Origin of the sequence: Methylobacter tundripaludum (genome assembly GCF_002934365.1) — a bacterium.
In the GTDB taxonomy this organism is placed as follows: Bacteria; Pseudomonadota; Gammaproteobacteria; order Methylococcales; family Methylomonadaceae; genus Methylobacter_A; species Methylobacter_A tundripaludum_A.
On record NZ_PTIY01000002.1, the window covers coordinates 226,805 to 252,421 of the forward strand.

At 44.2% G+C, this 25,617-nt stretch carries 22 protein-coding genes, 1 tRNA gene and 1 pseudogene; 22 read left to right on the forward strand and 2 right to left on the reverse strand.

Going from position 1 to position 25,617, the window contains the following annotated elements; genetic code table 11:
- Positions 1-68: 68 nt before the first annotated feature.
- A complete protein-coding gene (gene greA, locus B0F88_RS03095; RefSeq protein WP_104422483.1) occupies positions 69-545 on the forward strand; it encodes a transcription elongation factor GreA in 477 nt (158 codons plus the stop codon).
- 72 nt (positions 546-617) lie between these two features.
- Here greA and yhbY read toward each other — a convergent pair whose 3' ends face one another.
- On the reverse strand, positions 618-884 hold the full coding sequence (gene yhbY, locus B0F88_RS03100; protein WP_104422484.1) for a ribosome assembly RNA-binding protein YhbY: 267 nt from the start codon (positions 882-884) through the stop codon (positions 618-620).
- 45 nt (positions 885-929) lie between these two features.
- On the opposite strand from yhbY, the gene rlmE reads away from it, so the two are divergent.
- The 20 genes and pseudogenes from rlmE to ppsA all read left to right on the forward strand — a co-directional run bounded on the left by rlmE (position 930) and on the right by ppsA (position 22,225).
- On the forward strand, positions 930-1,550 hold the full coding sequence (gene rlmE / locus B0F88_RS03105; protein WP_219820771.1) for a 23S rRNA (uridine(2552)-2'-O)-methyltransferase RlmE: 621 nt from the start codon (positions 930-932) through the stop codon (positions 1,548-1,550).
- A gap of 159 nt (positions 1,551-1,709) precedes the next feature.
- Positions 1,710-3,632: an ATP-dependent zinc metalloprotease FtsH gene (gene ftsH, locus B0F88_RS03110; protein ID WP_308471987.1), complete on the forward strand. Its 1,923-nt coding sequence runs from the start codon at positions 1,710-1,712 to the stop codon at positions 3,630-3,632.
- 135 nt (positions 3,633-3,767) lie between these two features.
- The gene (gene glmM, locus B0F88_RS03115; protein WP_104422486.1) at positions 3,768-5,108 is read left to right on the forward strand and encodes a phosphoglucosamine mutase; all 1,341 of its coding nucleotides are present in this window, start codon (positions 3,768-3,770) and stop codon (positions 5,106-5,108) included.
- A 55-nt stretch (positions 5,109-5,163) separates the two neighbouring features.
- Positions 5,164-5,910, forward strand: coding sequence for a triose-phosphate isomerase (gene tpiA, locus B0F88_RS03120; RefSeq protein ID WP_104422487.1), 747 nt, complete (start codon positions 5,164-5,166; stop codon positions 5,908-5,910).
- Between the two features lie 7 nt (positions 5,911-5,917).
- Positions 5,918-6,322 (forward strand): preprotein translocase subunit SecG, encoded by a 405-nt coding sequence (secG, locus tag B0F88_RS03125; RefSeq protein ID WP_104422488.1) that lies wholly within the window; start codon positions 5,918-5,920, stop codon positions 6,320-6,322.
- A gap of 87 nt (positions 6,323-6,409) precedes the next feature.
- A tRNA-Leu gene (locus B0F88_RS03130) sits at positions 6,410-6,494 on the forward strand.
- A 189-nt stretch (positions 6,495-6,683) separates the two neighbouring features.
- On the forward strand, positions 6,684-7,046 hold the full coding sequence (locus B0F88_RS03135; RefSeq protein WP_006892323.1) for a response regulator: 363 nt from the start codon (positions 6,684-6,686) through the stop codon (positions 7,044-7,046).
- Between the two features lie 196 nt (positions 7,047-7,242).
- Positions 7,243-9,357: a chemotaxis protein CheA gene (locus tag B0F88_RS03140; protein WP_104422489.1), complete on the forward strand. Its 2,115-nt coding sequence runs from the start codon at positions 7,243-7,245 to the stop codon at positions 9,355-9,357.
- A 20-nt stretch (positions 9,358-9,377) separates the two neighbouring features.
- Positions 9,378-9,893: a chemotaxis protein CheW gene (locus tag B0F88_RS03145; protein WP_104422490.1), complete on the forward strand. Its 516-nt coding sequence runs from the start codon at positions 9,378-9,380 to the stop codon at positions 9,891-9,893.
- Positions 9,894-9,953: 60 nt separating this feature from the next.
- Entirely contained in the window at positions 9,954-12,296 is a 2,343-nt protein-coding gene (locus B0F88_RS03150; RefSeq protein WP_104422491.1) for a methyl-accepting chemotaxis protein, read from the forward strand.
- 46 nt (positions 12,297-12,342) lie between these two features.
- Positions 12,343-12,825, forward strand: a complete 483-nt coding sequence (locus B0F88_RS03155) for a chemotaxis protein CheW (RefSeq protein WP_104422492.1) — start codon at positions 12,343-12,345, stop codon at positions 12,823-12,825.
- 2 nt (positions 12,826-12,827) lie between these two features.
- Positions 12,828-13,595, forward strand: coding sequence for a ParA family protein (locus B0F88_RS03160; protein ID WP_104422493.1), 768 nt, complete (start codon positions 12,828-12,830; stop codon positions 13,593-13,595).
- Complete coding sequence (locus B0F88_RS03165) at positions 13,582-14,229, forward strand: STAS domain-containing protein (RefSeq protein ID WP_104422494.1); 648 nt, start codon at positions 13,582-13,584, stop codon at positions 14,227-14,229. The genes B0F88_RS03160 and B0F88_RS03165 overlap by 14 nt, the downstream gene beginning before the upstream one ends.
- 20 nt (positions 14,230-14,249) lie before the next feature.
- Entirely contained in the window at positions 14,250-15,089 is an 840-nt protein-coding gene (locus B0F88_RS03170) for a CheR family methyltransferase (RefSeq protein WP_104422495.1), read from the forward strand.
- A gap of 6 nt (positions 15,090-15,095) precedes the next feature.
- Positions 15,096-15,734: a chemoreceptor glutamine deamidase CheD gene (gene cheD / locus B0F88_RS03175; RefSeq protein WP_104422496.1), complete on the forward strand. Its 639-nt coding sequence runs from the start codon at positions 15,096-15,098 to the stop codon at positions 15,732-15,734.
- A 9-nt stretch (positions 15,735-15,743) separates the two neighbouring features.
- Positions 15,744-16,160: pseudogene (locus tag B0F88_RS03180) on the forward strand (response regulator); the annotation flags it as partial.
- Between the two features lie 187 nt (positions 16,161-16,347).
- Positions 16,348-17,448 (forward strand): protein-glutamate methylesterase/protein-glutamine glutaminase, encoded by a 1,101-nt coding sequence (locus B0F88_RS03185; RefSeq protein WP_104422498.1) that lies wholly within the window; start codon positions 16,348-16,350, stop codon positions 17,446-17,448.
- Positions 17,449-17,635: 187 nt separating this feature from the next.
- A complete protein-coding gene (locus B0F88_RS03190) occupies positions 17,636-18,244 on the forward strand; it encodes a chemotaxis protein (protein WP_104422499.1) in 609 nt (202 codons plus the stop codon).
- Positions 18,245-18,273: 29 nt separating this feature from the next.
- Positions 18,274-19,002, forward strand: a complete 729-nt coding sequence (locus B0F88_RS03195; protein WP_104422500.1) for an MBL fold metallo-hydrolase — start codon at positions 18,274-18,276, stop codon at positions 19,000-19,002.
- Between the two features lie 811 nt (positions 19,003-19,813).
- Positions 19,814-22,225 carry a phosphoenolpyruvate synthase gene (gene ppsA, locus B0F88_RS03200; protein ID WP_104422501.1) on the forward strand — a complete coding sequence of 804 codons (2,412 nt, stop codon included), beginning with the start codon at positions 19,814-19,816 and terminating at the stop codon, positions 22,223-22,225.
- A 177-nt stretch (positions 22,226-22,402) separates the two neighbouring features.
- Here the strand turns inward: ppsA and B0F88_RS03205 are convergent, their stop codons facing one another.
- Positions 22,403-24,397 carry an HDOD domain-containing protein gene (locus B0F88_RS03205; protein ID WP_104422502.1) on the reverse strand — a complete coding sequence of 665 codons (1,995 nt, stop codon included), beginning with the start codon at positions 24,395-24,397 and terminating at the stop codon, positions 22,403-22,405.
- Positions 24,398-24,636: 239 nt separating this feature from the next.
- Here B0F88_RS03205 and B0F88_RS03210 point away from each other — a divergent pair, with 239 nt between their 5' ends.
- Positions 24,637-25,572, forward strand: coding sequence for a Gfo/Idh/MocA family protein (locus B0F88_RS03210; protein ID WP_104422503.1), 936 nt, complete (start codon positions 24,637-24,639; stop codon positions 25,570-25,572).
- Positions 25,573-25,617 lie beyond the last annotated feature (45 nt).

Sequence of the window (25,617 nt, forward strand, 5' to 3'; positions counted from 1 at the left end):
AAGGCTAAAAGAGCGGCGAATTTCGCCTTTCGCCCTTAGTCTACAAAATAATTATTGGAGTTTTAAAAATGAATAAAGTACCGCTCACCGTCAAAGGTGCGGAAAAATTACGTGCAGAATTGGAAGAGTTAAAGTCGGTTGTGCGTCCGCGTATCATAGCGTCGATTGCCACTGCACGAGAGCACGGTGATTTGAAAGAAAACGCCGAATATCATGCCGCGAAAGAGCAGCAAAGCTTTACCGAGGGACGTATTTCCGAGATTGAGGGCAAACTTTCCAATGCGCAAATTATTGACGTTACCAAGGTTGATGCCAATGGAAAGGTCGTGTTTGGCGCTACAGTAGAAATAGAGGATATTGAATCCGAGAGAAAGGTGACGTACCAGATTGTTGGAGAAGATGAGGCCAATATCAAGGAAGGGCGTATTTCAATCGGCTCGCCGATTGCCAGAGCTTTAATCGGTAAAGAAGTTGAAGATGTTGTGACGGTTAAGACGCCGGGCGGCGATGTCGACTACGAAATTCTTTCGATTCAGTATATTTGAGGTTCAAGGTTCAAGGTTCAAGGTTCAAGAGGAGAAGGCCTTGTATCTTTCTCCTTGAACCTTGCGCCTAACTTATTTATCAGGGTTTAGTCTGTAAATAACTGCAATTTGTCCGATACTTTGGATAAGCTCGGCTCCGGTGTCAGTGCAGATTTTTTCGCTGATTAGTTTGCGATCTTCCCTTTCAGCGCGTATTCGCACTTTAATCAGTTCGTGGCTGTCAAGCGCCAATTCAATCTCTGCCAGCACGGCCGCCGTAAGTCCTGATTGACCAATCATAATGACGGGCTTTAAGCTGTGCGCTTGGGCTCGAAGTTTTTTCTTGTCTGCAGAGTTCACTCTTTATTCCTAAATCAAAAGCCTGAATTTTACACTAAAAATATAATTATGGGACGAAGTAAAAGCAGTAGTCGCTGGATGCAGGAGCATTTCGCCGACGAATACGTCAAAATGGCGCAAGCACAGGGCTATCGTTCGCGTGCGGTTTTTAAATTGAAGGAAATTCAGGATAAAGACCAGTTGATTAAGCCGGGGATGAATATTATCGATTTGGGCGCTGCCCCGGGTGGATGGTCGCAGTTTGCGCGGCCGATTGTCGGTAAAAAAAACAAGATTATTGCGTTGGATATTTTACCGATGGAGCCGCTTGAGGGTGTCGATTTTATACAGGGCGATTTTCGTGAACAAGCCGTTCTGGATCAATTGTATGCTGTTCTGGATGGTGTGCCGGTTAATCTGGTGATGTCGGATATGGCGCCGAATATGAGTGGCAATAAGGGGGTAGATCAGCCCAGCGCTATTTATTTGGGGGAGTTGGCTTTAGAAACGGCCAAGACTGTATTGACTAAAGACGGTGTTTTTCTGGTGAAGTTATTTCACGGTGCCGGCTTTGAGGCGTTTTTTAAGGAGGTTCAACAATCCTTTGCCAAAGTGGCGATCAGAAAGCCGAAAGCGTCAAGGCCTCGAAGTAATGAAGTTTATATTTTAGCTAAAGGCTTTAAATAGTCTTTTGTAGCACTATTATATGTAGAACAGTGTAAGCTAGGTATTATCTGCTGGTGAATGCCAGATAAATAACGACAGTCAGGAAAGTTAACTCCTGATATAATTACTCAGTTTTTAAATCGAGAGCCGATCAGGCCCAGGATGTGTAAATTGAACGATATGATAAAAAATATAATCCTATGGGTCGTCATTGCAGTTGTATTGATGTCCGTTTTTAATAATTTTGGCCCGCAAAATGACCGGTCTGATTCGTCGATGTCGTATTCGCAATTTATCGAGTCGGTCAAAGCGGGCCAGGTTCAGCAGGTGATGATTGAAGACAATATCATCAAAGGAAAGATGCAGGGCGGGCAGATATTTAAGACTTACGCACCATCGGATCCGCATATGGTCGATGATTTGCTGGCGAACGGCGTTGAAATCAAGGCCGTTCCGCCCGAGCAGCCTTCTATGCTGATGCAGTTGCTGGTTTCTTTTGGACCAATGTTATTGCTGATTGCGGTTTGGGTTTTCTTCATGCGGCAAATGCAGGGCGGCGCTGGTGGCGGTCGCGGCGCAATGAATTTCGGTAAAAGCAAAGCCCGCATGCTTGAAGAAGATCAGATCAAAGTGACTTTTGCTGATGTAGCCGGTTGTGATGAAGCTAAGGAAGAAGTTGTCGAGATGGTCGATTTCCTTAAGGATCCGGCGAAATACCAAAAGCTGGGCGGTAAAATTCCTCGCGGCGCGTTGATGATCGGCCCTCCGGGAACAGGAAAAACCTTGTTGGCCAGGGCTATCGCCGGCGAAGCGAAAGTGCCGTTTTTTACAATTTCCGGCTCGGATTTTGTTGAAATGTTTGTCGGTGTCGGTGCATCCCGTGTACGCGACATGTTTGAGCAAGCCAAAAAACATGCGCCCTGCATCATTTTTATTGATGAGATCGATGCCGTCGGTCGCCAGCGCGGAGCCGGTTTGGGTGGCGGTAATGACGAGCGCGAACAAACGTTAAACCAATTGCTGGTTGAAATGGATGGTTTCGAGGGCAATGAGGGCATTATCGTCATTGCGGCAACAAACCGTCCCGATGTACTGGATAAAGCGTTATTGCGTCCGGGCCGGTTTGACCGTCAGGTAACGGTAGGTTTGCCGGATGTCAGGGGGCGTGAGCAGATTCTTAATGTACATGTCAAAAAAGTGCCGATTGCTGACGATGTTGAGGTTAAATATATTGCGCAAGGTACACCGGGTTTTTCCGGGGCTGATTTGGCTAATTTGATCAATGAAGCCGCTTTATTCGCCGCCAGAATGAATAAGCGGGTGGTCAATATGGCCGATCTGGAAAAAGCCAAGGATAAATTGATCATGGGCGTTGAAAGAACGTCTATGGTCATGAATGAGAAAGAAAAGAAAATGACCGCTTATCATGAAGCGGGGCATGCCATAGTCGGCAGATTGGTTCCTGAACATGATCCAGTCTACAAGGTTAGTATTATGCCTAGGGGTCGTGCGTTGGGTATTACCATGTTTCTGCCTGAACGGGATCAGTACAGTGCCAGCAAGCAAAAATTGGACAGTATGATTTCCAGTTTGTATGGCGGTCGCATCGCCGAGGAAGTGGTTTTTGGTTCTGAGCAGGTGAGCACCGGCGCGTCGAACGATATTGAACGGGCTACTGAATTGGCTCGAAATATGGTGACTAAGTGGGGCTTTTCTCAGCGTTTGGGGCCGTTGTCATATAGTGAAGAAGAAGGCGAAGTCTTTTTGGGGCGGTCGGTGACGCAACATAAAACGGTTGCCGAAGAAACTTCTCATACTATCGATGAAGAAATCCGTTCTTTTATTGACCGGAATTATGAGCGTGCCGAAACAATTTTGAAGGAAAATATCGATATTCTGCATGCTATGGCAGAAGCGTTAATGAAATATGAAACTATCGATAAATATCAAATTGAGGATTTGATGGCCCGCAAGCCTGTAAGAGATCCGCAGGGCTGGGATGATAAGCCCCCTTCTCATGGCGATGTCGTAGTCGATGATGTTAAGAGTAAAGACGACGCAAAAAATGAGAAATTGTGTGGCGGAACTGCTGAGCAAAATTGAGAGCTTGAAGAGTTGACGCTAAAGGAGAGATGTAATGTCTCTCCTTTTTTTGTGCGCCTTATAAGTACCTGTATGGCAAGTAGGGCTTTTTAGCTTTCGCGTTTTATTTTTCATCTGTTTTTAGGTTTTAGAATTGTGACAAAGAAATATTTTGGGACTGATGGCATCAGGGGCCGGGTGGGCGAACATCCAATAACGGCGGATTTTTTCTTGAAATTGGGCTGGGCCGCCGGTCGCGTGTTTGCGAGCGAAGGGCATGGCTTTGTTCTTGTTGGTAAGGATACGCGTATTTCCGGGTATATGTTTGAGTCTGCGCTGGAGGCCGGTTTAACCGCTGCGGGAGTCGATACCCGCTTGTTAGGCCCGATGCCGACGCCGGGGATAGCCTATTTAACGCGTACTTTAAGGGCGCAGGCAGGTATTGTTATCAGCGCCTCTCATAATCACTATTACGACAATGGGGTCAAGTTTTTCTCGGTACAGGGAACGAAACTGCCGGATAAAATAGAGAGAAAAATAGAGCGGCATATTGATTCGCCAATGACGACGGTAGAGTCGTCAAAATTGGGCAAGGCGAAGCGCTTGGTTGATGCCGCAGGGCGCTATATTGAGTTTTGCAAGGCCAGTGTGCCGACTCGGTTGGATTTTAGCGGCATGAGGATCATAGTCGATTGCGCTCATGGAGCAACGTATCATATAGCTCCGCATGTGTTTAGCGAAGTGGGTGCGGAAGTTGTTACGATTGGGGCTGAACCGGACGGTCTTAATATAAACGATGAGTGCGGTGCAACCAAGCCCGAGAAGCTTGCGGCAACGGTTTTAGCTTACCGTGCAGATTTTGGTATTGCTCTGGACGGTGATGGTGATCGATTGGTCATGGTCGATCATAAGGGTGAAATTGTTGATGGTGACGAGCTTATTTATATTATTGCCAAAGCACGATTAGATGAGGGGCTAATGTCCGGGCCTGTCGTAGGTACGCTAATGACAAACCTGGGTATGGAGCATGGCTTGAAGAAGCTGGGAATCGATCTGCTAAGGGCGAATGTGGGGGATCGGTACGTCATGGAAATGTTGGCGGAGCATAAGGGGATTTTAGGCGGCGAAAATTCCGGGCATATCATTTGTCTGGATAAGACAACAACGGGCGATGGCATTATTGCTGCTTTACAGATTATGGCGGAAATGCAAAGTAGCGGTAAAAATTTACATGAATTGAAATCCGGCATGGAGAAATATCCGCAAGTCCTGGTAAACGTAAAGACTAACAAGAAAATAAATCCGGCTGAAGATGAGGGAATACAAAAATCGGTGAAAGCGGTCGAGAAGAAACTCGGAGATACTGGGCGCGTGTTGCTTAGGGCTTCGGGAACAGAGCCGTTAATTCGCATAATGGTGGAAGGACGGCAGGAAGACTCGGTTAAAAATTACGCCCATCAAATAGCAGAGGACGTTAAGAAAGCAATGGGAGCTTGAATTGGGGGCTATTAATATATATCATAAGCGGTTTGATTCTATGTGAGGAGTGGTGATGCGTCGGTCTCTAGTTATGGGAAATTGGAAGATGAATGGAACTCTTGCCAGTGCTGAGTTGCTTGTAAAAGGTATTGTTGCCGGGTTAGGGGAGAATAGTGCGGATATCGCAGTGTGCGTTCCTTATGTGCATGTGCCTAAGATAAGTGAATTGGTTAAGGGTACCGCATTGGCATTGGGCGCGCAAAACGTTGCCGATAAACCTTCGGGCGCGTTTACCGGAGAGATTTCGGCGGCGATGCTAAGTGAATTCAATTGCAAATACGCTCTGGTAGGACACTCAGAAAGACGCAGTTATTACGGTGATACAAACGAGTCGGTAGCTGCGCGTTTTTGTCAGGCGCAAGAGCAAAACATTATTCCTGTTCTGTGCGTAGGCGAAACGCTGGAACAACGCGAACAAGATCAAACCTTTGCGGTAATCGATGCTCAACTTGATGCGGTTATTAGCTTGGCGGGTATAGCGGCTTTTGGTGCGGCAGTGATCGCCTACGAGCCTGTTTGGGCAATAGGAACAGGAAAAACGGCTACTGATGAACAGGCTCAAGAAGTTCATCAGTACATAAGAAAGTATATTGCCGCCAAAGATCAGGCTATTGCGGATCAAATACAAATTTTGTATGGCGGCAGTGCAAAACCGGATAACGCAAAAGGCTTGTTTGCTATGCCGGATATTGATGGCGGTTTAATTGGCGGGGCTTCGTTGGATGCGGAATCCTTTTTAAAGATTTATCATTCAATCTAGATTTATTATGTATCAGGTAATTATTGTTGTTCATGTGCTGTTGGGTTTAGGTGTTGTTGGACTGATATTAATGCAACAAGGTAAGGGAGCTGATGCGGGTGCTGCTTTTGGTACGGGGTCTTCAGGTTCTGTTTTTGGCGCTCAGGGTGCGGCATCCTTTTTATCTCGAGCTACGGCAATTCTGGCAACTTTGTTTTTTATGACCAGTTTAGGTCTGGCAGTATTGAATGGTAAGCAGGGTGCAGCTTATGATTTAATGAATGCGCCTAAAGTTGATCAGGATGCGCTTGGTATTCCTGATGTGAGTGGGGTAAAAGGTGCTGCCAATACCTCTCCTGTGCCTGAACCTAAGTCCGAAGAAGTGCCTGTTGCAGCTCCCGCGGTTTCTGAACAAGCAGCTGAGAAAAAGTAACAAATACTGTTTATCGTGTAAGTAAATATTAAATAAAGAATAATTAAAACAGTGTGCATTGAATAGTATCTTTACGATCATGTTTTAGCCGATGTGGTGAAATTGGTAGACACGCCATCTTGAGGGGGTGGTAACGAAAGTTGTGCCGGTTCAAATCCGGCCATCGGCACCAAATATACCCTGCTAGGGATTTTCTCTAGTGGGGTGTTTTTTTGTTTGTTACAATGAAAATGAATAAATTAAGTTTCGATGTTGAGAAGTGCGATACAGAAAAAAATTAGACTATACTTGACCAGACGTAGGCGCTGTAATATTCGCACAGGTTTTTGCTTTGAAAATTTAGAGATTAATGGAGAAAACAATGGCAAGTATTCTTGCAGTTGACGATTCAGCTTCAATGAGAAAAATGGTTTCATTTACTTTAAGAGCTGCTGGGTACGATGTCGAAGAAGCTGTGGATGGAGTTGATGCTTTAGAAAAAGCCCAGGCTAGAAAGTTTGATTGTGTGGTAACTGATGTCAATATGCCAAACAAAGACGGAATCACTTTAATTAGAGATCTGCGCGCACTCCCGGATTATAAATTTATTCCCATGCTGATGCTGACAACTGAATCTGGGATCGAAAAAAAGCAAGAAGGTAAAGCTGCCGGGGCAACAGGGTGGATGGTTAAGCCTTTTAATCCTGATCAATTATTAAAAACATTACTGAAAGTTTTAGGGTAGTTGATACGCTATCGTGCCTAAGTGTGTTAGGTGCATGCAGGGCAGTTTATGTCTCAATACGCCCAGTTGGAAAAGCTTTATTTGAAATGTTTAGATAAATGATTTAAGTATTTATCCAGACGAGGATCAATAAAGAAAGTGTTTTGGGTTATTGTTAATCTTATTTAAATGAATTTAGGCGCACACAGGTAAGTCTATGTCTATTGATATGTCACAATTCCATCAGGTCTTTTTTGAAGAATGTTTCGAAGGCCTGGAAGCAATGGAATCAGGATTGTTAACTCTCGATATGGGAGATATTGATTCGGAAATAATCAATACCATTTTCAGGGGGGCGCATTCGATCAAGGGTGGCAGTGGAACTTTTGGTTTTACCGTAGTTGCTGAATACACCCATATTATGGAAACCTTGCTTGATGAAATGCGAGATGGGCGTAGGAAAGTAACCCAGCCGGCAGTAGATGTTTTACTTGGATCTGTTGATTGCCTCAGAGAGATGCTGACTGCGATACAGAATGAACAGGACGTTAATAACGCTAGCGTAGCCAAGCATAAAAAAGCGTTGGAAGTTGTTCTTAACGGCGGTTCTATGACAGAAGAATCGGCCCCCATTCCTGTTGGGCAGGAATTAGCGAAAGAATCTGTTGCCGTCAACATCGTCCCTGATATTGCGGAAGAAGAATCCGTTGAATTAGAAGAGCAGGGCTGGAAAATAGCTTTTTGCCCCTATTTGGATTTGCTTAAAACCGGCAATGATCCTGTAAGACTGTTTCGAGAGCTGAATGAGCTAGGTGAATTAACAACTATTGCTAATATTCAGGATATTCCAGGTTTTTATGAGTTAGATCCAGAGGAATGTAATATTTCTTGGGATTTAAAAGTTGTCGGAGATATTTCGGGCGATGAAATCAAGGAAATATTTAATTGGGTTGAAGGCGATTGTGAAATGGAGATTGAGCCGCTTGCTAAAACCAAAATCGTAAAATCCGCTCCTGCTGTACAAGAATCCCATCCTGAACCTGCCGTAACCATATCCAATAATCCCGTTCCTAAGCCCGTTGAGGTCAAATCTAAGCCAGTTCAAGAGGCCAAAAAACCGGAAGTTCAGGATAATGACAATGAAGCGGCAAAAACCACAGCAAAAGCCAGCTCAATTCGGGTGGATACCGATAAAATCGATACTTTGATCAATATGGTTGGTGAAGTTGTGATTACCCAATCAATGTTGGGTTTAGTGGGTGAAAACTTTAGTATGGATAAAGTTGGCCAACTTAAAAGAGGGCTAGCCCAGTTAGAACGCCACACTCGAGATCTACAACAAAGCGTCATGAATATTCGGATGCTGCCTATTAGCTTCGTTTTTAGCCGCTTCCCGCGTTTAGTACATGACATCAGCAGTAAATTAGATAAGAAAATTGTGCTGAAACTTGTCGGAGAAAATACCGAAGTCGATAAAGCCGTCGTTGAGCTGATCAATGACCCGTTGGTTCATTTAATTAGAAATAGTCTGGATCACGGTATAGAAATGCCTGCTGACAGAGTCGCAGCAGGTAAGCCTGAAACAGGAACTATAGAGTTGAAGGCCTATCATCGAGGCGGTCACATCGTTATAGAAATCATCGACGATGGTCGTGGATTAAATAAAGATAAGCTGCTGGCAAAAGCCATAGAAAAAGGTTTGATTGAAGAGAATAACTTACTGACAGAAAAACAGATATTCGAATTGATCTTTATGCCTGGTTTTTCTACGGCTGAACAGCTCACCGATATTTCCGGTCGCGGTGTAGGCATGGATGTCGTAAGAAGAAACATCCAGTCATTGGGCGGTAATATAGAAATTATTTCAGAGCTGGGTAAAGGCACAACGATTGCGATCCATTTACCGCTAACCTTGGCTATTCTTGACGGCCAATCCGTTGCTGTGGGAGACGAGACTTATATTGTACCGTTAGTCTCCATTATTGAATCGATTAACATTACGGAAAGAATGTTAAACAAGGTAGCAGGTAAAGGGGAGACTTTTCGTCTGCGCAATGAATATTTACCTGTTATCAGAATGCGAGAAATTTTTAATGTCCATTCTGGCAATCCAACGAAGTCAAAGGAGGGAGTTCTTGTGGTTGTTGAAGGACAGGGGGAGCTTTGTTGCTTACTCGTAGATGAATTATTAGGCCAACAACAGGTTGTTATTAAATCATTGGAAGCAAATTACCGGCGAGTGGAAGGCGTTTCAGGGGCAACTATTTTGGGTGACGGTTCTGTTGCGCTGATTCTTGATGTTCCAGGTTTGGTGCGTTTTTCAACTCGATAAGATAATAGATAGAAGCAGATATGGCACAAGAAGCTGAAAATAAAGATACTGACCAATATCACTATAGTAAAAATCTGGATAACGCAGTGCAATATCTGAGTTTTGCTTTAGGCAAGGAAGAATATGGCGTTGATATTCTTCGAGTGCAGGAAATACGAAGTTGGGAGCCCGTGTCCAGAATACCTAATGTTCCTTGTTACGAAAAAGGCGTCGTTAATCTACGCGGCTCCATTGTTCCGATTCTGGATTTGAGAGAAAGGTTTAACTTAAGCAAAGCTGAATATACGCCATTAACAGTTGTTGTGGTGTTGCAAACCGGCGACAGCAACAAGACACGTATAATGGGTGTTGTTGTCGATTCCGTCTCTGATGTAATTAGTGTAGATAAAACTGAAATTCAAAGTGCCCCAGACTTTGGGGCTAAGGTAAGTAATGAATTCATTAATGGACTGGTATCGGTTAATGAACGCATGGTGATGTTGCTTGATGTGGATAAGTTACTGAAACTGGAAGAGCTGGATCAGGATGAAAATTAATGGTTTTCAAGTATCCTGGGTGGATAAATGTATTTTGCATGGTTTGAGAGGTAAGTTAGCGTGAAGATTAATATGCCTGTAACTAATAACGAGGTGATTCTGAAAAAAGGTGCGATCCTGGTTTCGAGAACCGATTTAATGGGTCGTATTACTTACGTTAATGATGCATTTGTTGAAACCAGCGGATTTACCCGTGATGAGTTGATGGGAGCGGAACATAACATTGTTCGCCATCCTGACATGCCTGCGGAGGCTTATGAAGATTTATGGGCAACCTTAAAACAACTTAGGCCTTGGCAAGGACTGGTAAAGAACAGATGTAAAAACGGCGACTATTACTGGGTCGAGGCCAATGCTATGCCGTTATTTAAAGATGGAAAGGTCTATGAGTATCTTTCTGTTCGACATCCTCCAAAACGTGACCGAATTCCAGCTGCCGAGTTGTTGTACAAAAAAATTAACGCCGGTGAAGTAAAATTAAAGCCGACAGGTTTAGCAATAATAGCTAAGTCTATAGGAGAAATTGCAATAGGGAAGAAAAATGCTTTTGCAGTAGCCGCTTTTTTGCTGCCTATCTTTTTTTTGATGTATCGATTATTTTTGACCGGGGAGTATGCCTTATTAGCAGGCGTCGGTTTGTTAGCCGCGATAGCATCTGCACTTAGCATTAACATGACTCGAGTAATAACCGATACGCTGGAAACAGCGATCACTATTTGTTATCGGCTGAGCAGTGGCAGCTTCGGAAACAAGGTTAACTTGAAACGAGAAGATCAGTTAGGCGATTTTTTACGTGGCTTGTATTGTATGGAAGTCAAGTTGGGCGTGGATTTAGCTGATTTTAAGCAAGGCCTTGCAGAATCCAAACGTATCACTCAGGCTCTGGATAATGTGCAGTCCCCTGTCATGGTAGCGAACAAGAATTTTGAAATCATTTATATGAATGACAGTGTTCAGAGGATGTTCAAAGCAGCGGAAAGTGATCTTCGCAAAGAACTACCTGATTTTTCCGCCGATAAGATGATGGGTTCAAATGTTGATTTGTATCACTCTACAGTTAGAAGCGGGGTATTGCAAAAAGCACAAGAATCAGTCAAAGCGGAGTTGGTCATTGGCGGTCGGCATATGAGTATTATCGCTAGTCCCGTGAATAGCGATGGCGAACGTATTGGTTATGTTGCTGAATGGCAGGATAGAACTCATGAGGTTTTAATTGAGCAGGAAATTGATCGGTTGGTGCAAGGGGTTAAAGCCGGTGATTTAAGTACCCGGATAAAACTAAACGACAAACAGGGATTCACGAAAGCGCTGTCGGTTGGCATCAATGAGTTAACCGATGTCATTGAAAGTGTATTTAGCGATATTAACAGAGTAATGGAAAATATGGCTGAAGGCGATTTGACTACGGCTATTACTAACGAATACCAAGGTGTCTACGCTGAATGCAAGAGTAATATTAATGGCACCTTGGCAAAGCTCAGTGAATTTATCATTCAAATCAGAGATGCTGCGGATTTTATAGACAGTTCATCACAAGAAATGGCCAGCGGTAATAACAACCTGTCACATCGAGCTGAGCAACAAGCGGCTAGCCTTGAGGAAACGGCTGCCAGCATGGAAGAGCTTGCCAGTACTGTAAAAAATAATGCACAGAACACAGTTCAAGCAACGGAGGTTGTGAATTTAGCAAGTCAATTGGCCCAAAAAGGCGGAGGCGTAGTTAATTCAGCTATCGCAGCAATGCAGGAAATTAATGAGAGCAGCAATAAAATTGCTGAGATTATTGGTGTAATTGATGAAATTGCATTTCAAACTAATCTGTTGGCATTAAACGCATCTGTAGAAGCTGCCAGGGCGGGAGAGCAGGGGCGCGGCTTTTCGGTTGTGGCGACAGAAGTGCGCAACTTGGCTCAACGTAGCGCAACTGCGGCTCAGCAAAGTAATGAGCTGATCCAGAACAGCGTGCAAAAAGTCCGTGCCGGAACGGCTTTCGTAAATGAGACGGGGGCCGCGCTCACTGAAATTGTCGAAAGCGTTGCGAAAGTTGGCGACATTGTGGCCCATATTGCCAGCGCCAGTTCAGAGCAATCAGCGGGTATCGAACAAGTCAATCAGGCTGTTTCCCAGATGGATGACATTACTCAGCAGAATGCGGCTTTGGCAGAACAGGCCGCCGCAGGTAGCATTGCTATGAGTGAACAGTCTACCAATATGACCCAGTTGCTTAGCTTTTTTAGAGTCAATTCAAAGGCTGTTTCGGCAATGTCTAAGTCATCCGGGCATAGTAAGGCGTTTGTAGCACCACCAGTAAGGGCAACAACGCAAAAAACTGTAGCAGCCCCTGCTTTATTATCTTCGAGTAAGCTCAAAAGTGATAGCAGCGACGAATGGGAAGAGTTTTAATGTTGTTAAAAACTGAAAACCATATAACCGACAGGAAACTATAACAATGACAACAGATGTGAATAGTCGGGTAGAACAATTTCTCACCTTTCAACTTGCAGGCGAAGCCTATGGCGTCGAAATTTTAAAGGTGCAAGAGATTCGTGGCTGGGAAGCCGTTCGCATAATACCGAATACCCCTGCTTTTGTTAAAGGTGTATTGAATCTACGCGGATCCGTTGTACCCATTATTGATTTACGAGAACGTTTTTCTCTGGAACACTGTGAATATTCTCCTAAGACAGTAGTTATTGTGCTTTGTGTTGAACATGGAGCAAACCAGTTTGTTATGGGCATTGTGGCCGATGCGGTTTCTGATGTGCTGGATATTAACTTAGGGGATATCAAAAAAGCACCAAATTTTGGTTCAAAAATTGATACGCGTTACATGCGAGGTATGCATGTGTATAAGAAAAAGATGATTATGCTTTTAGACGTTGATAAATTGCTCAATCCCGATGAGGTTGAGGGTATTGAAAGTTTGGTGTGACGGTGAGAATTGTTGCAATAATTAATCAGAAAGGTGGGGTTGGAAAGACGACTACTACTGCGAATTTATGTCATGCTATTGCAGAATTAGGAATAAAAGTTACGGCCATCGATCTTGATCCGCAAGGCCATTTAGCAGTTTCTTTAGGTGTAACAACACAGGGGATTGGTGGTATTGATGAGGCTATGCTGAAAGAGAAAAAAGTTCATCAGCAACTTATTTCTGTCAGGGATAATTTGCAGCTCATTACATCAGGATCAAAGCTTAAAGAGATTGAACACCTAACGAGCAATAGTTCGCCTCGTGGTGTTTTGTTAAAAGATGCCTTACATGAAAGTCTTAATGATCAGGACTTTGTTTTTATTGATTGTCCCCCATCTTCGGGATTGCTAGTTGCGAATGCATTGATTGCTGCTGATGAGATTTTAATTCCTATGGCCAGCGATTTTCTTGCGTTGCAAGGTTTATCTCATTTAATGGGTACGATTAAGAGATTCGAAAAGGCTTTGAAAAGGAAATTTAAAACACTATTAGTGATGTCTCGATATTCGCCTAATAGAAGAATATCGAGCCAGGTGTTAAATATTCTGCTTACGCATTTTCCTGAGCAAATATTGGCGACAGTCATTAGAGAGACAGCGCTGCTTGCAGAATGTCCCAGCTTTGGTAAAACGATTTTAGAATATAGTCCGAAAAGTCGTTCGGCAAGGGATTTTCGTAGCCTTGCTCATGATTTTCTTGAAGACAAGGTGATGTATGGCAACAAGTGAAGAAAATGATTTAATCGGGTACGATCCTCTAGCGTGGATGGACGGCGATGTTGATAAGGTTGAAGAAACAATCGATAAGGTATATTTGGATAGCAATAAACCTGAAGACGCAGGCTGTGATAATGATGTCACGATGACCGATGATTACTCGGATGATTTGATTGAAAATGCCGAAGAAATTGTGATTTTAAATATAACTAAAGAAAATGAATTAGTAATAGATGAGATCGATAGCGACAGCGTTTTTATAGAAGAAAGGGGTGATGACAGCATGGATGGAGAAGGTAACTGGGCAAAAATAGATGCATTAGACGGTTCAGGAGCAGTTGCCGAGGATTCTGTTTCAGAGGAAATGGATGGGTCGCAAATTGATTTAGATTCTACATTGACTATTCAGAATGTCGTTAAGCTGCACGAAAAGTTGAAGAATTTGTTGGGCGCTTACGATGAAATTGAAATAAATGCATCTGATGTATCGTCAATAGACACAGCCACACTGCAGCTATTGGTTTCATTGAAAAAAGATGAAGTTAAATTGCAAAAGAAAGCAACCATTATTTACCCGTCACCACGATTTGTTGAGTCTGCCAAATTGCTGGGCTTGTTAGACGTACTTGGCGTTCATGACGAGTAATTAAAAAGGAAGCGGTTTATATGGCCATTGTTGAGAAGGATCGAGAATTTAAATTTACTGTTGATGATTTTAATTTTTTAAGAAAGCTGTCCAATGAGCATTCAGGTATTCAGGTTCCTGATGAAAGATTTGATATGTTTTATTCGAGACTGTCAAAGCGGGTAAGGAAACTTGGGTTGGCGGATTTCAAGGAATATTGCCAGTATCTTAAAAATTATCCTGAGCACGAGTTTACTGAGTTTATTAACGCCATAACAACCAATTTGACTGCCTTTTTCAGGGAAATGCATCATTTTGATTATGTCCGTGACGTTGTTATCCCTGAAATTTTAGTTAGAAATAAAAACTCCAGAAAAATCAGGGTATGGTCCGCCGGCTGCTCTACCGGAGAGGAGCCTTATTCTTTGGCGATTACTTTATTGGAAAATGTACCCGCTGACTGGGACATTAAAATTTTAGCAACTGATTTGGATACCAATGTCTTACAAACAGCATCGGCAGGTATCTACACGGAAGATCGCGTCAGTGATTTACCAGAAGATATACTCAAGCGATGGTTTATGCGAGGTAAATCATCACAGTCTGGCCAAGTAAAAGTAAGGCCTCAATTACAACAAATTATTCAATTTAAAAAATTAAATTTGATGCAAGACTGGCCAATGAAGTGCCATTTTGATTTTATTTTTTGTCGTAATGTTTTAATTTACTTTGACCGTGAAACAAAGACATTACTTGCACAAAGATATGCTCAAATGTTGTCGAGTAGGTCGTGGTTGTTTATCGGACATTCGGAATCATTAAACCAGCTATCCAATGAATTCGAGCTGGTTGCATGTACCAGTTACAGGAAAAATACATAAGCACTAATGAGTACTAGCAATGATATTGGTCCAGCCTCCATTGATGGCTTTGAACACATTAATAGGTATATGGATAAGGAACGTGGAGTAGTCGCCGCAAAAATTTTGCCCGGCGAATACTATGTGACCCAAGAGGACGAATTGATTACAACAGTATTAGGCTCTTGCATATCGGCCTGCATCCGGGACAAGGTATCAGGATTGGGTGGAATGAATCATTTTATGTTGCCCGAAACTACAGCGGATAAGCTGAAACAGGGTAATGAAGCGGTGGTTGGTAATGCAACCCGCTATGGAAATTATGCTATGGAGCATTTAATTAACACTATTTTGAGGAATGGCGGCAAAAGGAAAAACTTGGAAGTTAAAGTGTTTGGCGGCGGTAAAATTATTCCAACCTTGACGGATGTCGGCCAGAAAAATATTGATTTTATTTTGGATTATATTGACACAGAAGGTTTGCCCCTATTATCCCAGGATTTAGGCGATATTTATCCCCGAAAAATAATTTATTTCCCTCGGACAGGGAAAGTTGGAATGAAGAAAATCGAGCATTTGCATAATGATACAATTGTAAGAAGAGAGCGACAGTATTTTAACAATATTAAAAACGCGCCTGTTGAGGGTGATGTTGAGCTTTTTTAAGAGTATACAATGAATAAAATACGTGTATTGATTATTGATGATTCATTGTTAATCAGAAAGGTACTGACTGAGATTTTAAATTCGTCTCCAGATATTGAGGTGGTTGGCGCGGCAGAAGATCCTCTTATTGCCAGAGAGATGATTAAGGCATTAAATCCGGATGTGTTGACGTTGGATATTGAAATGCCACGTATGGATGGGATAACTTTTTTGCGCAATTTGATGCGGCTTCGGCCTATGCCTGTTGTCATGATTTCAGCGCTTACAGAAAGTAATGCTGAAGTTACTTTAACTGCGTTGGAGTTAGGTGCGGTAGATTTTATAGCTAAACCGACAATTGACGTGGAAAATGCATTGAATGACTATGCTGATGACATAATTGCCAAGGTCATAGTAGCATCACAGGCTAATATTAGAAGACTTGAATAATGGTCTGCAATCAGAAATTCTGGAGCGGCAGGGCTGGATATTACACGGAGAAATATATGTGTATGCCAGGATAAAAACTCCATAAATTCTAGGAATGATGTAATTGCTTAAGGTAAAGTAGTAGCAATCAATATTAAAAATGCACCTATTGACGGTGATGATCGGCTTCTTTTAGAGTGAGTTTATGGGTAAGATACGCGTATTGATCATTGATGATTCAGCATTAATCAGGAAAATACTGACTGAAGTTTTAAGTTCCTCCCCCGATATTGAGGTAGTCGGTGCAGCAGCGGATCCTCTTATTGCCAGGGAAATGATTAAACAATTAAATCCAGATGTATTGACGCTGGATATTGAAATGCCGCACATGGACGGGATAACTTTCTTGAGCAACTTGATGCGCTTAAGACCAACTCCGGTTGTAATGATCTCCACGCTTACGGAACATGGTGCGGAGGCTACTTTAAATGCTTTGGCATTGGGCGCGGTAGATTTTATTGCTAAGCCTAAAGTCGATGTTGTTAACACGTTAAACGAATACGCCGATGAAATTATTTCAAAGGTCATCGTTGCTGCGCAGGCTAAAGTGGGGGCCGTTCATGATAGAGCGATCAAACCCAAAAGTTCCGCGCCAGCTTCTCCCGAGATTCCAGAAAAACATTCAGTCGATGTTATTCTGAAACCAGCACCTGTAAAAACTCATATCAGCCCTACCAACAAGATAATTGCCTTAGGCGCATCAACGGGGGGAACTGAAGCGATTAAAGCTGTCGTTAAAGGGCTGCCGGCAAATACGCCGCCTCTTTTAATAACTCAACATTTACCGGCTGCATTCAGTCAGTCATTTGTCCGGCATATTGATTTGGCAACGGAAATGTCAGCGTGTATTCCCAAGCATGGCCAGACGGTTGAGCCGGGTAATATTTATCTTTCGCCGGGAGACAAGCATATGCTGGTGATTAGAGAGGGAGGTAAATACATTATTCATTTGAGCGATGGTTTGCCTGTCAATCGCCATAAACCCGCAGTTGATGTCCTGTTTCGCTCAGTCTCTCAATGTGCGGGTGCAAATGCCGTGGGCGTGTTATTGACGGGTATGGGGGCTGATGGAGCAATGGGCATGAAAGAAATGCACGATGCGGGTGCTAAGACGGTTATTCAGGATGAGCAGTCCAGTGTCGTTTGGGGCATGCCGGGGGCCGCATTTAAATTGGGTTGCACCGACTACGTGGTGCCGTTAGAAGAGGTTTCGCATAAGATTTTAAGCTTGGTTAAGCTTGGTTAACCGGAATATGCTGCCAAAGTTCTTTTAAATTATATTACCAGCTTTTTTCCGATGTAATGGGCAACGTTCTTTATATAGATATATTTATATAGATATATTTCATTAGAACTTACCATGACAGAATAATAATGTATTGCGTCATATACAGGATTCTAAAAATGTTACTTTTCACGCTGTGTAATTAACTATGACTAATCAGACTAAATCACAATTTATTGCAGTAGCTTCCATTACCTCGGAGTTGAGTGCGGTCATGGTGGTGGCTAAAGAAATATCATTAGCTGCGGCCAACGCCAAGGCTATCGCATTTAGGGCTGGAGATAAAGCAAAAGGATTTCAACCGATTACTGATTTCATTAATGAATTGGCTAAAGAAACAATTGAACTGGTTACCAATATCAATATCTATGCCTTAGTGTTATATCGCTTAACTGTCGATGAATACCAAAAAACGGTTGCGTATAATAAATTCGAGCTGGCGGCAAAAATGGCTGAAGATGCCCCCTATGCTAAATCGATGCAGGAGCCTGTAGATCATGCAAGGCTGTCAATGCAAGATTGCCAAAGGCAGTTTAAACGGGATGTCTCGCAACTGTTAGGCCAGCTCGAAGCCGTGATGCATCATGCACGCGCCGCTCGGGTTATTGCAGCAAATTCAAGAATTGAAGCATCACAAGCAGGTGAATATTTGCAGAGTTTGCAGGCGGTTGCTGAAAGTGTGGATAAAGCCGCACATACCATTCATGATAATGTGCAGCGTTGTAGGATCGCATTATCCATTTATCGCAATAGTTGAATAGTTTAACTTAAAAGGCATTGTTTTTTATGAAAACGACCAAGATATATGAAGGATCGCATCAATGGATTATGTTTGGAAGGGATGAAGGCAAGCCCAATAATGTAATCGATACCAACCAATATGTAGTACGCACGGCCAACCGCTGTCTGCTTTTAGATCCGGGTGGCGCTGAACTGTTTGCCCCGATGATGGCGGCTGTGTTACATCATGCACCTGTAGATCAAATAACGGATCTGTTCGCTTCGCATCAGGATCCTGATGTGATCTCGTCGCTGGGTTTATGGGATCAGGCGTTAACAAATGCCAAGCTCCATGCGCCGGCGATTTGGGAAGGTTTTTTGCGGCATTACAGCTGTGAATCAATAGAATACGTGGCTATTCCGGATAACGGCGGAACAATTAAATTGGAGTCTGTGGAATTACAGATTATCCCTGCTCATTATTTGCACTCATCCGGGAATTTTCACATTTATGATCCGCAAGCTAAGATTCTGATGTCTGGGGATGTGGGTGGAGCTATCGAGGGTCCTGATGCACCTGTTTTCGTTGAGAATTTTGCCGCGCATGTAGAGAAAATGCGGTATTGGCATCAGCGGTGGATGCCGTCAAATCAGGCCAAAAGAGTCTGGATTGAACGGGTAAGAAATCTGGATATTGATATTTTAGCTCCACAGCATGGACGGATGTTTAAAGGCGATGATGTTAAACGGTTTTTAGACTGGTTTGATGCTTTACAGGTAGGTATCGCTGTTTAATCGATCAGTTACTTTCAAAGAAGAGACGGATCAATTAGATTTTTTAACGTTTCCGCATTAGTATTGTGGATAGCTAGTTTGAGATGAATTAGCTTTATCTAGTCAAACGCATGCTTTTTTAGACCTTCAAGGGCGCTATTAATCTAGCGCCCTTTTTGTTTCCAGCCACTAACACGGTATATCGAGGTAAACCGTTGAATCAAATGTCTCTCAATGGGATATAGTTGGTATGGTTTGCCCCTCTCATTCCCTGTGTTTTGGGTAAGGGCGCTGCAATATTGATCGCAATCAACGTAATTAGCTGTTTGGGCTGACAAGCTTAAGAGACGTTAAATGTAGTTTATGCACAGTTAACTCTGTTGCAATAAATGAGATGTCAAGTTTTAGGTGGATTTCATGCATCAAAAATTACGCAAATCCAATTTGTTGATATTTAATAAAAAATTATTTTTGTATAAAAATACTACAATTCAACGAAGAGTTAGGTTTTATCGAATCTGGGCGGTGTTATTTATAGCTTATGCACAAAGTTATACACAGGAATTGTGGAAAACAGTACAGACGGTTGATTGGCAAGTTTGAATGCTGAAGTCAGCGGAAAAATCCAAAAAAAAGGGAGCCTAATAAACGATTAAGCTCCCGCTTACCACAAGTGGGGGTAAGTAAGAGCGCATATTGATATGCTATCAACGAGAAAGCAAAACGATAATGTGACATAGTGTCACATATAATAAATATGGTTATTTAGCTAACGATTGAATAAATCCCGGTAAGCTGTCAATCAAGCAGATCATTCGTTTAAGGAGCTATGATGTCTGAGCAAGCAAATTATATCCGTTGGTTTAATGAATTAACGATTGAAGATGTATCTCTCGTAGGCGGCAAGAATGCCTCGTTAGGCGAAATGTACAGGGAATTGACGCCGCAAGGCATCCAAGTTCCAAACGGTTTTGCCGTGACCGCCGAAGCTTACCGCTATGTGTTGGACCAAACGCATAGCTGGGAGGCGCTGCATCAGGCATTGGATGATTTAAATCCTGACGATGTCGCCGATCTTGCCAAACGTGCACGTAAAGCAAGGGAAACAATCTACGCCGCACCTTTTCCTGAAGACCTTGAGCAGCAAATTATCGAGGCCTTTAATCAATTGAAAAAACAGTATGGCGATGATTTAAGCGTTGCGGTGCGCAGTTCCGCTACCGCCGAAGATTTGCCGACCGCCAGTTTTGCCGGACAACAGGATACTTACCTGAATATACGCGGGGATCAGGCGCTGTTGGATTCCTGCAAGCGCTGTTTTGCCAGCCTGTTCACCGACCGGGCCATCCACTACCGGGTCGATCAAGGATTCGATCATTTCAAACTGGCCTTATCGATAGGCATTATGAAAATGGTCCGCTCGGATCTGGACGCCAGTGGCGTGATGTTTTCGCTGGACACCGAATCGGGATTCAAAGATGTGGTGTTTATTACCGGAGCCTATGGCCTGGGTGAAAATGTCGTGCAAGGCGCGGTAGACCCCGACGAGTTTTATGTGCATAAACCCACTTTTGAACAAGGCCATCGAGCGGTATTAAGGCGGACCTTGGGTTCAAAGAAAATAAAGATGGTTTACAGCGATGGACGCACCCGTGAATCTACCCGCAATATCGTGACCTCTGCCGAAGAACGCAACCGCTTTTGTATCAACGATGCCGATGTCCTGACTCTTGCCGATTACGCCATTAAAATAGAAAAGCATTACAGCGCCAAAGCAGGTCAGGCCAAACCGATGGATATGGAGTGGGCGAAAGACGGTCTTGACGGTACGTTGTATATTGTACAGGCGCGTCCGGAAACCGTGGTTTCCCAATTACGCGGCATGGTTCTGGAACAATACAGCCTTAACCAGAAAGCAGAGCCGTTGATCACGGGGCATGCGGTGGGCAGCAAGATTGCCACGGGCAATGCGCGGATTATCGATAATGTCGAGCAGCTAAGCAGCTTTAAAGCCGGGGATGTGCTGGTTGCCGATATGACGACGCCGGATTGGGAACCGGTCATGAAAATAGCTTCGGCGATAGTCACCAATCGCGGCGGGCGTACTTGTCATGCAGCGATTATCTCGCGCGAATTGGGCGTCCCGGCCGTTGTCGGCTGCGATAACGCCACGACGATGATTAAAAATAACAGCCCGGTTACGGTGTCGTGTGCCGAAGGCGATGCGGGCAAAGTTTATTCCGGTATTCTCGGTTTCGACATTAAAACCACTGATCTGTCGGAGCTGCAACGCCCGAAAACCAAAATCATGCTCAATATCGGGAATCCCGAACTGGCCTTTAAAACCAGCTTCCTGCCGAATGACGGTGTGGGATTGGCTCGGATGGAGTTCATCATCACCGAATACATCAAGGCGCACCCTATGGCGCTGATACACCCGGAGCGAGTGCAGGATGCCGGTGAGCGGGAACAGTTGGCCCGATTAACGCGCAATTATGCCGGCGCTGAAGATTACTTTGTCCAGAAACTGTCGGAAGGCGTCGGAACCATTGCCGCCGCGTTTTATCCCAAACCTGTCGTCGTGCGCATGTCTGATTTTAAAACCAACGAATACGCTACCTTGCTCGGCGGGCGCTGGTTTGAATTCGATGAAGCCAATCCGATGATTGGTTTTCGAGGCGCATCGCGTTACATCCACCCCGCTTACGCAGAAGGTTTTGCGTTGGAATGTAAGGCCATGAAGCGGGTGCGCGAGCAGATGGGGTTAAGCAATGTGATTTTGATGATCCCATTTTGCCGCCGCGTACAGGAAGCCGAACGAGTGCTCGATTACATGGCGCAGCTCGGTTTGAAACGCGGCGAACAGGGGCTGGAAATTTACGTGATGTGTGAGATTCCCAATAACGTCATTCAAATCGATGCTTTTTCCAAGTGTTTTGACGGTTTTTCTATCGGTTCCAATGACTTGACCCAGCTTACCTTGGGTGTAGACCGCGACTCCGCAATCATCGCCGAAGATTTTGACGAGCGCGACCCCGGCGTTAAGGAAATGATCCGTCTTGCCGTTGACGGTTCGCGGCGCAACGGCCGGCATTGCGGTCTTTGCGGACAGGCGCCGTCCGACTATCCCGAGATGGCGGAGTTTTTGGTGGAGGTCGGCATAGACTCTATGAGTCTGAATCCAGATACCGTGCTACAGACGACGCAACGGGTGTTGGAAACTGAACGGCGTTTGGGACGATAGTGATTTTTTTTCTGGGTCGGCCACATACTGAGTTTGTCTATGCGTTTAGTTTTGATGCGAACGTCCAAACGGATACTTTGGAGTTTTAAACGCCTCTAGCGGCTGGAGAATCGTTCTCAACCTAAAACATTGGATTTGGGCGCTGTTGATTCATACTGAAAGTCGTCGGCGTTGCTGTTATTTTTTGTCGGACAGCAGAACAACTCTGTTCCTGCCTTCATTTTTTGCCCGGTACATAGCTTGGTCGGCGGCTTCGATCATGTCGGCGTATCGACCATAGCGCGGGCTATACATGGCCACGCCGATGCTGACCGTCATTATTTGACCATGAAACCGCTGACTTAGAATCTTGCCGCGACGCTCAATTTCCGATCGGATGCGTTCGGCGTAACCTTTGGCCCCGGCCTCATTGGTATTTTTAAGTACGAATAAAAATTCTTCTCCTCCATAGCGGCCGATGAAATCTCCTGGGCGGATTGAATGGCGCAAAATATCGGCAACAATCTTTAATGCATCATCCCCAGCCTGATGTCCGCAGTTGTCATTAAGCAGCTTGAACTTGTCTATATCGATAAAGCCAACGGCGATATTTGCCAGAATGGACGCATCCTCTTGAAAAGTCTCGACCAGGAAATTGTTGACCATTCGTTTATTGAACAATTGCGTTAAGTGATCGAGTTGCGCGTGCTTTTTCTCCTGGCCATATTGTTTGGCATTAAACATCGCAATCCCCAATTCATAGGCAATGGGCATGATTTCCGGCAGTAATTGTTCATGCATCGGTTTTTCTGACAGTGAATTATCGGCGTAAAGCAAACCGACCAGATTGTTATGATGTAACACGGGTATAGCGATAAACTCAGTAGTCTTCAAGCGTTGAATGATGGAATTACCAGGCTCTGTTTTGGCATCGATGATGACGGCTTTTTTTGCGCGTAAACAATTTAACAACAAACCGGAAATGCCGCTAATGTCGACTTCAAAGGGTTGCAGTTCCGCCGGCAATATTGATTTCGGCCACCAGTATGATGCAATCAGACAGCGGCGCTTAGGATCGATCATGAACATCATGCTGCGATCAAAAGAAAACTCGTCCTGTAATGCTTCTAACGTTCGGGGTATAAAGTCCTTAGGGTTAAGGCTGTGATGGGGCGCTGTCAAACAGGATGATTTCCTGTTGGATGTGTCGGCGGTAAAAGCTTTAGCCTCGCTTATCTGGCTTAGATTAATGGTTGCTTTGACCAGTGTGGCCCGTAACGTGGTTAAACCGGGCAGATGGGTATCATAGAATTCTTGAGTGCTTTGCATGTCCTGATCTACCTGTTGCAGTAGCGTTTCAAGATTCAGCCGGTCAATGCCAAGGGTTTGGAGCAAAGCGCTCTGTAATGTCGGGTGGCTATCGTAGTTAGCCGAGCCAATGCCCTGTATCCAGGCTATATAGTTTGCAAAGGCAACGATGGCGATTTCCGTTTTAAATTCTGCGAACTGTGAGGTTTCAGTCGGCTGGTTATGGTGACAGGCAACGATTGCGGTGACGGATGCCGGCAATTGCCATTCCAGACAAAAAACATGGCCCATGTCGGTATGCGTTATTCCGAAAAAGCTGCGTTCTTGTTCTTGGGTCGAATGTTTGTTATTGCCAATCGAAGCAATAAAATCACTGTAAGTCACGCGTCCATGGTTTTCCAGAACCACTTTGCCAATATCGTGGATAAGTCCTCCCGTGTAAACCAGATCCGGGTCAGGGTACTTAAGTGCGACGGCTATTCTCCTGCTCAATAAGGCTACATACAGGCAATGTTGCCAGAAAAATAATAAATCGAATGATTTTGTTGAGTTTTGTTGTGTCAGCTTGCTGTGAAATTGCAGGGTTAGTGCGAGTTGGCGCACGGTAGAAAATCCCAGCATGCTGACTGCGCGGTTAATCGAGGTTATTTTAGTAGGAAGGGCGTATGCAACGGAATTAACCTGATTTAGAATTTTTGCGGCCAACACCGGTTCTGTTTCTATCAGCTGGGATAAGCTCTCGATCTTGGTGTTGTCGTCATTGCTTAGCCTTAATAGCTTAAGGGCGACAGGAGATACAATGTTAAGGTGTTTGATTTCATCCTTCAGAATTGATTGAGCCGCTTTTTTTATGAGTTTGATATCGTCCTTGTCTTTGTCGGTCATGACATCTTCCTTATAGGCTGCGGTTTTATTGGTATGATGTAAGCGAAATCTGATGAATATTCAGGAAGATGCTGAGAGCGGCCGGTCAAATTTGAATGTTGGTTTGATCATAACATCAAAAACCAATTGCGATAACTGCCAAGTACAAAATTTTCTGAATACATAGCGATAGTTTACAATACTGACGATTATGTGGCCCTTACCGCTGGGGCGTAAGTAGAACGGATATAAATAATCGTATGAGAAAATTAAAATGCGCTGTTATCGGTACGGGTTACCTGGGCAAGTTTCACGCACAAAAATATGCGTCGCTGCCTGACTGTGAGCTGGTTGCCGTGGTCGATATAAATGAGGCGGCAGCGAAGGAAGTCGCCGAACAGTACGGTGCGACAGCGTTGACAGACTATCAGTCTCTGTTAGGTAAAGTCGATGCAGTCAGCATCGTTGTCCCTACGACGCTGCACCACAAGGTATCCAGGGATTTTCTGAATGCGGGCGCTCATGTGCTGGTTGAAAAACCGATTACCGTGACGGTTGCAGAAGCCGACGAATTGATCGCCATTGCCAAGGAAAAGAATCTGATTTTGCAGGTGGGGCATCTGGAACGCTTTAATCCGGCGGTATTGGGCCTGGACAAAGAAGAAAAGCCGCTGTTTATTGAATCCCACCGGTTGTCGCCGTTTAATCCGCGCGCCAACGATGTCAGCGTCGTGCTGGATTTAATGATCCATGACATCGACATTATTTTGGCCTTGGTCGATTCCGAGGTGGAACGCATCGACGCCAGCGGCACCGCGGTATTAACGCAAGGCACCGATATTGCGAACGCCAGGCTGCTGTTTAAAAACGGTTGTGTGGCCAATGTGACGGCCAGCCGGATCAGCATGAAGATGGAGCGCAAAATGCGCATGTTCAGGCCGTCTTCCTACGTCTCGGTGGATTTCCAGAACCGTATTTTAACCAAACACCGCACCGGTAAAGGCGAAATGTTCCCCGGTATTCCTGAAATAGAAACCGAAGAGTCGGTTTTTGAAAGCGGCGACGCCCTGCTCGAAGAAATCAAGCATTTCGTTAACTGCATTCATACCGGCGACAATCCGCTGGTTTCCGGTGAGGCGGGAAAAAGAGCGCTGGAAACAGCGATAGCCATTACCCGGTTATTAGGCGATAAATAACCAATTATAAAATTCTGTAACATGTTTTGTTAACCACGAAGAACA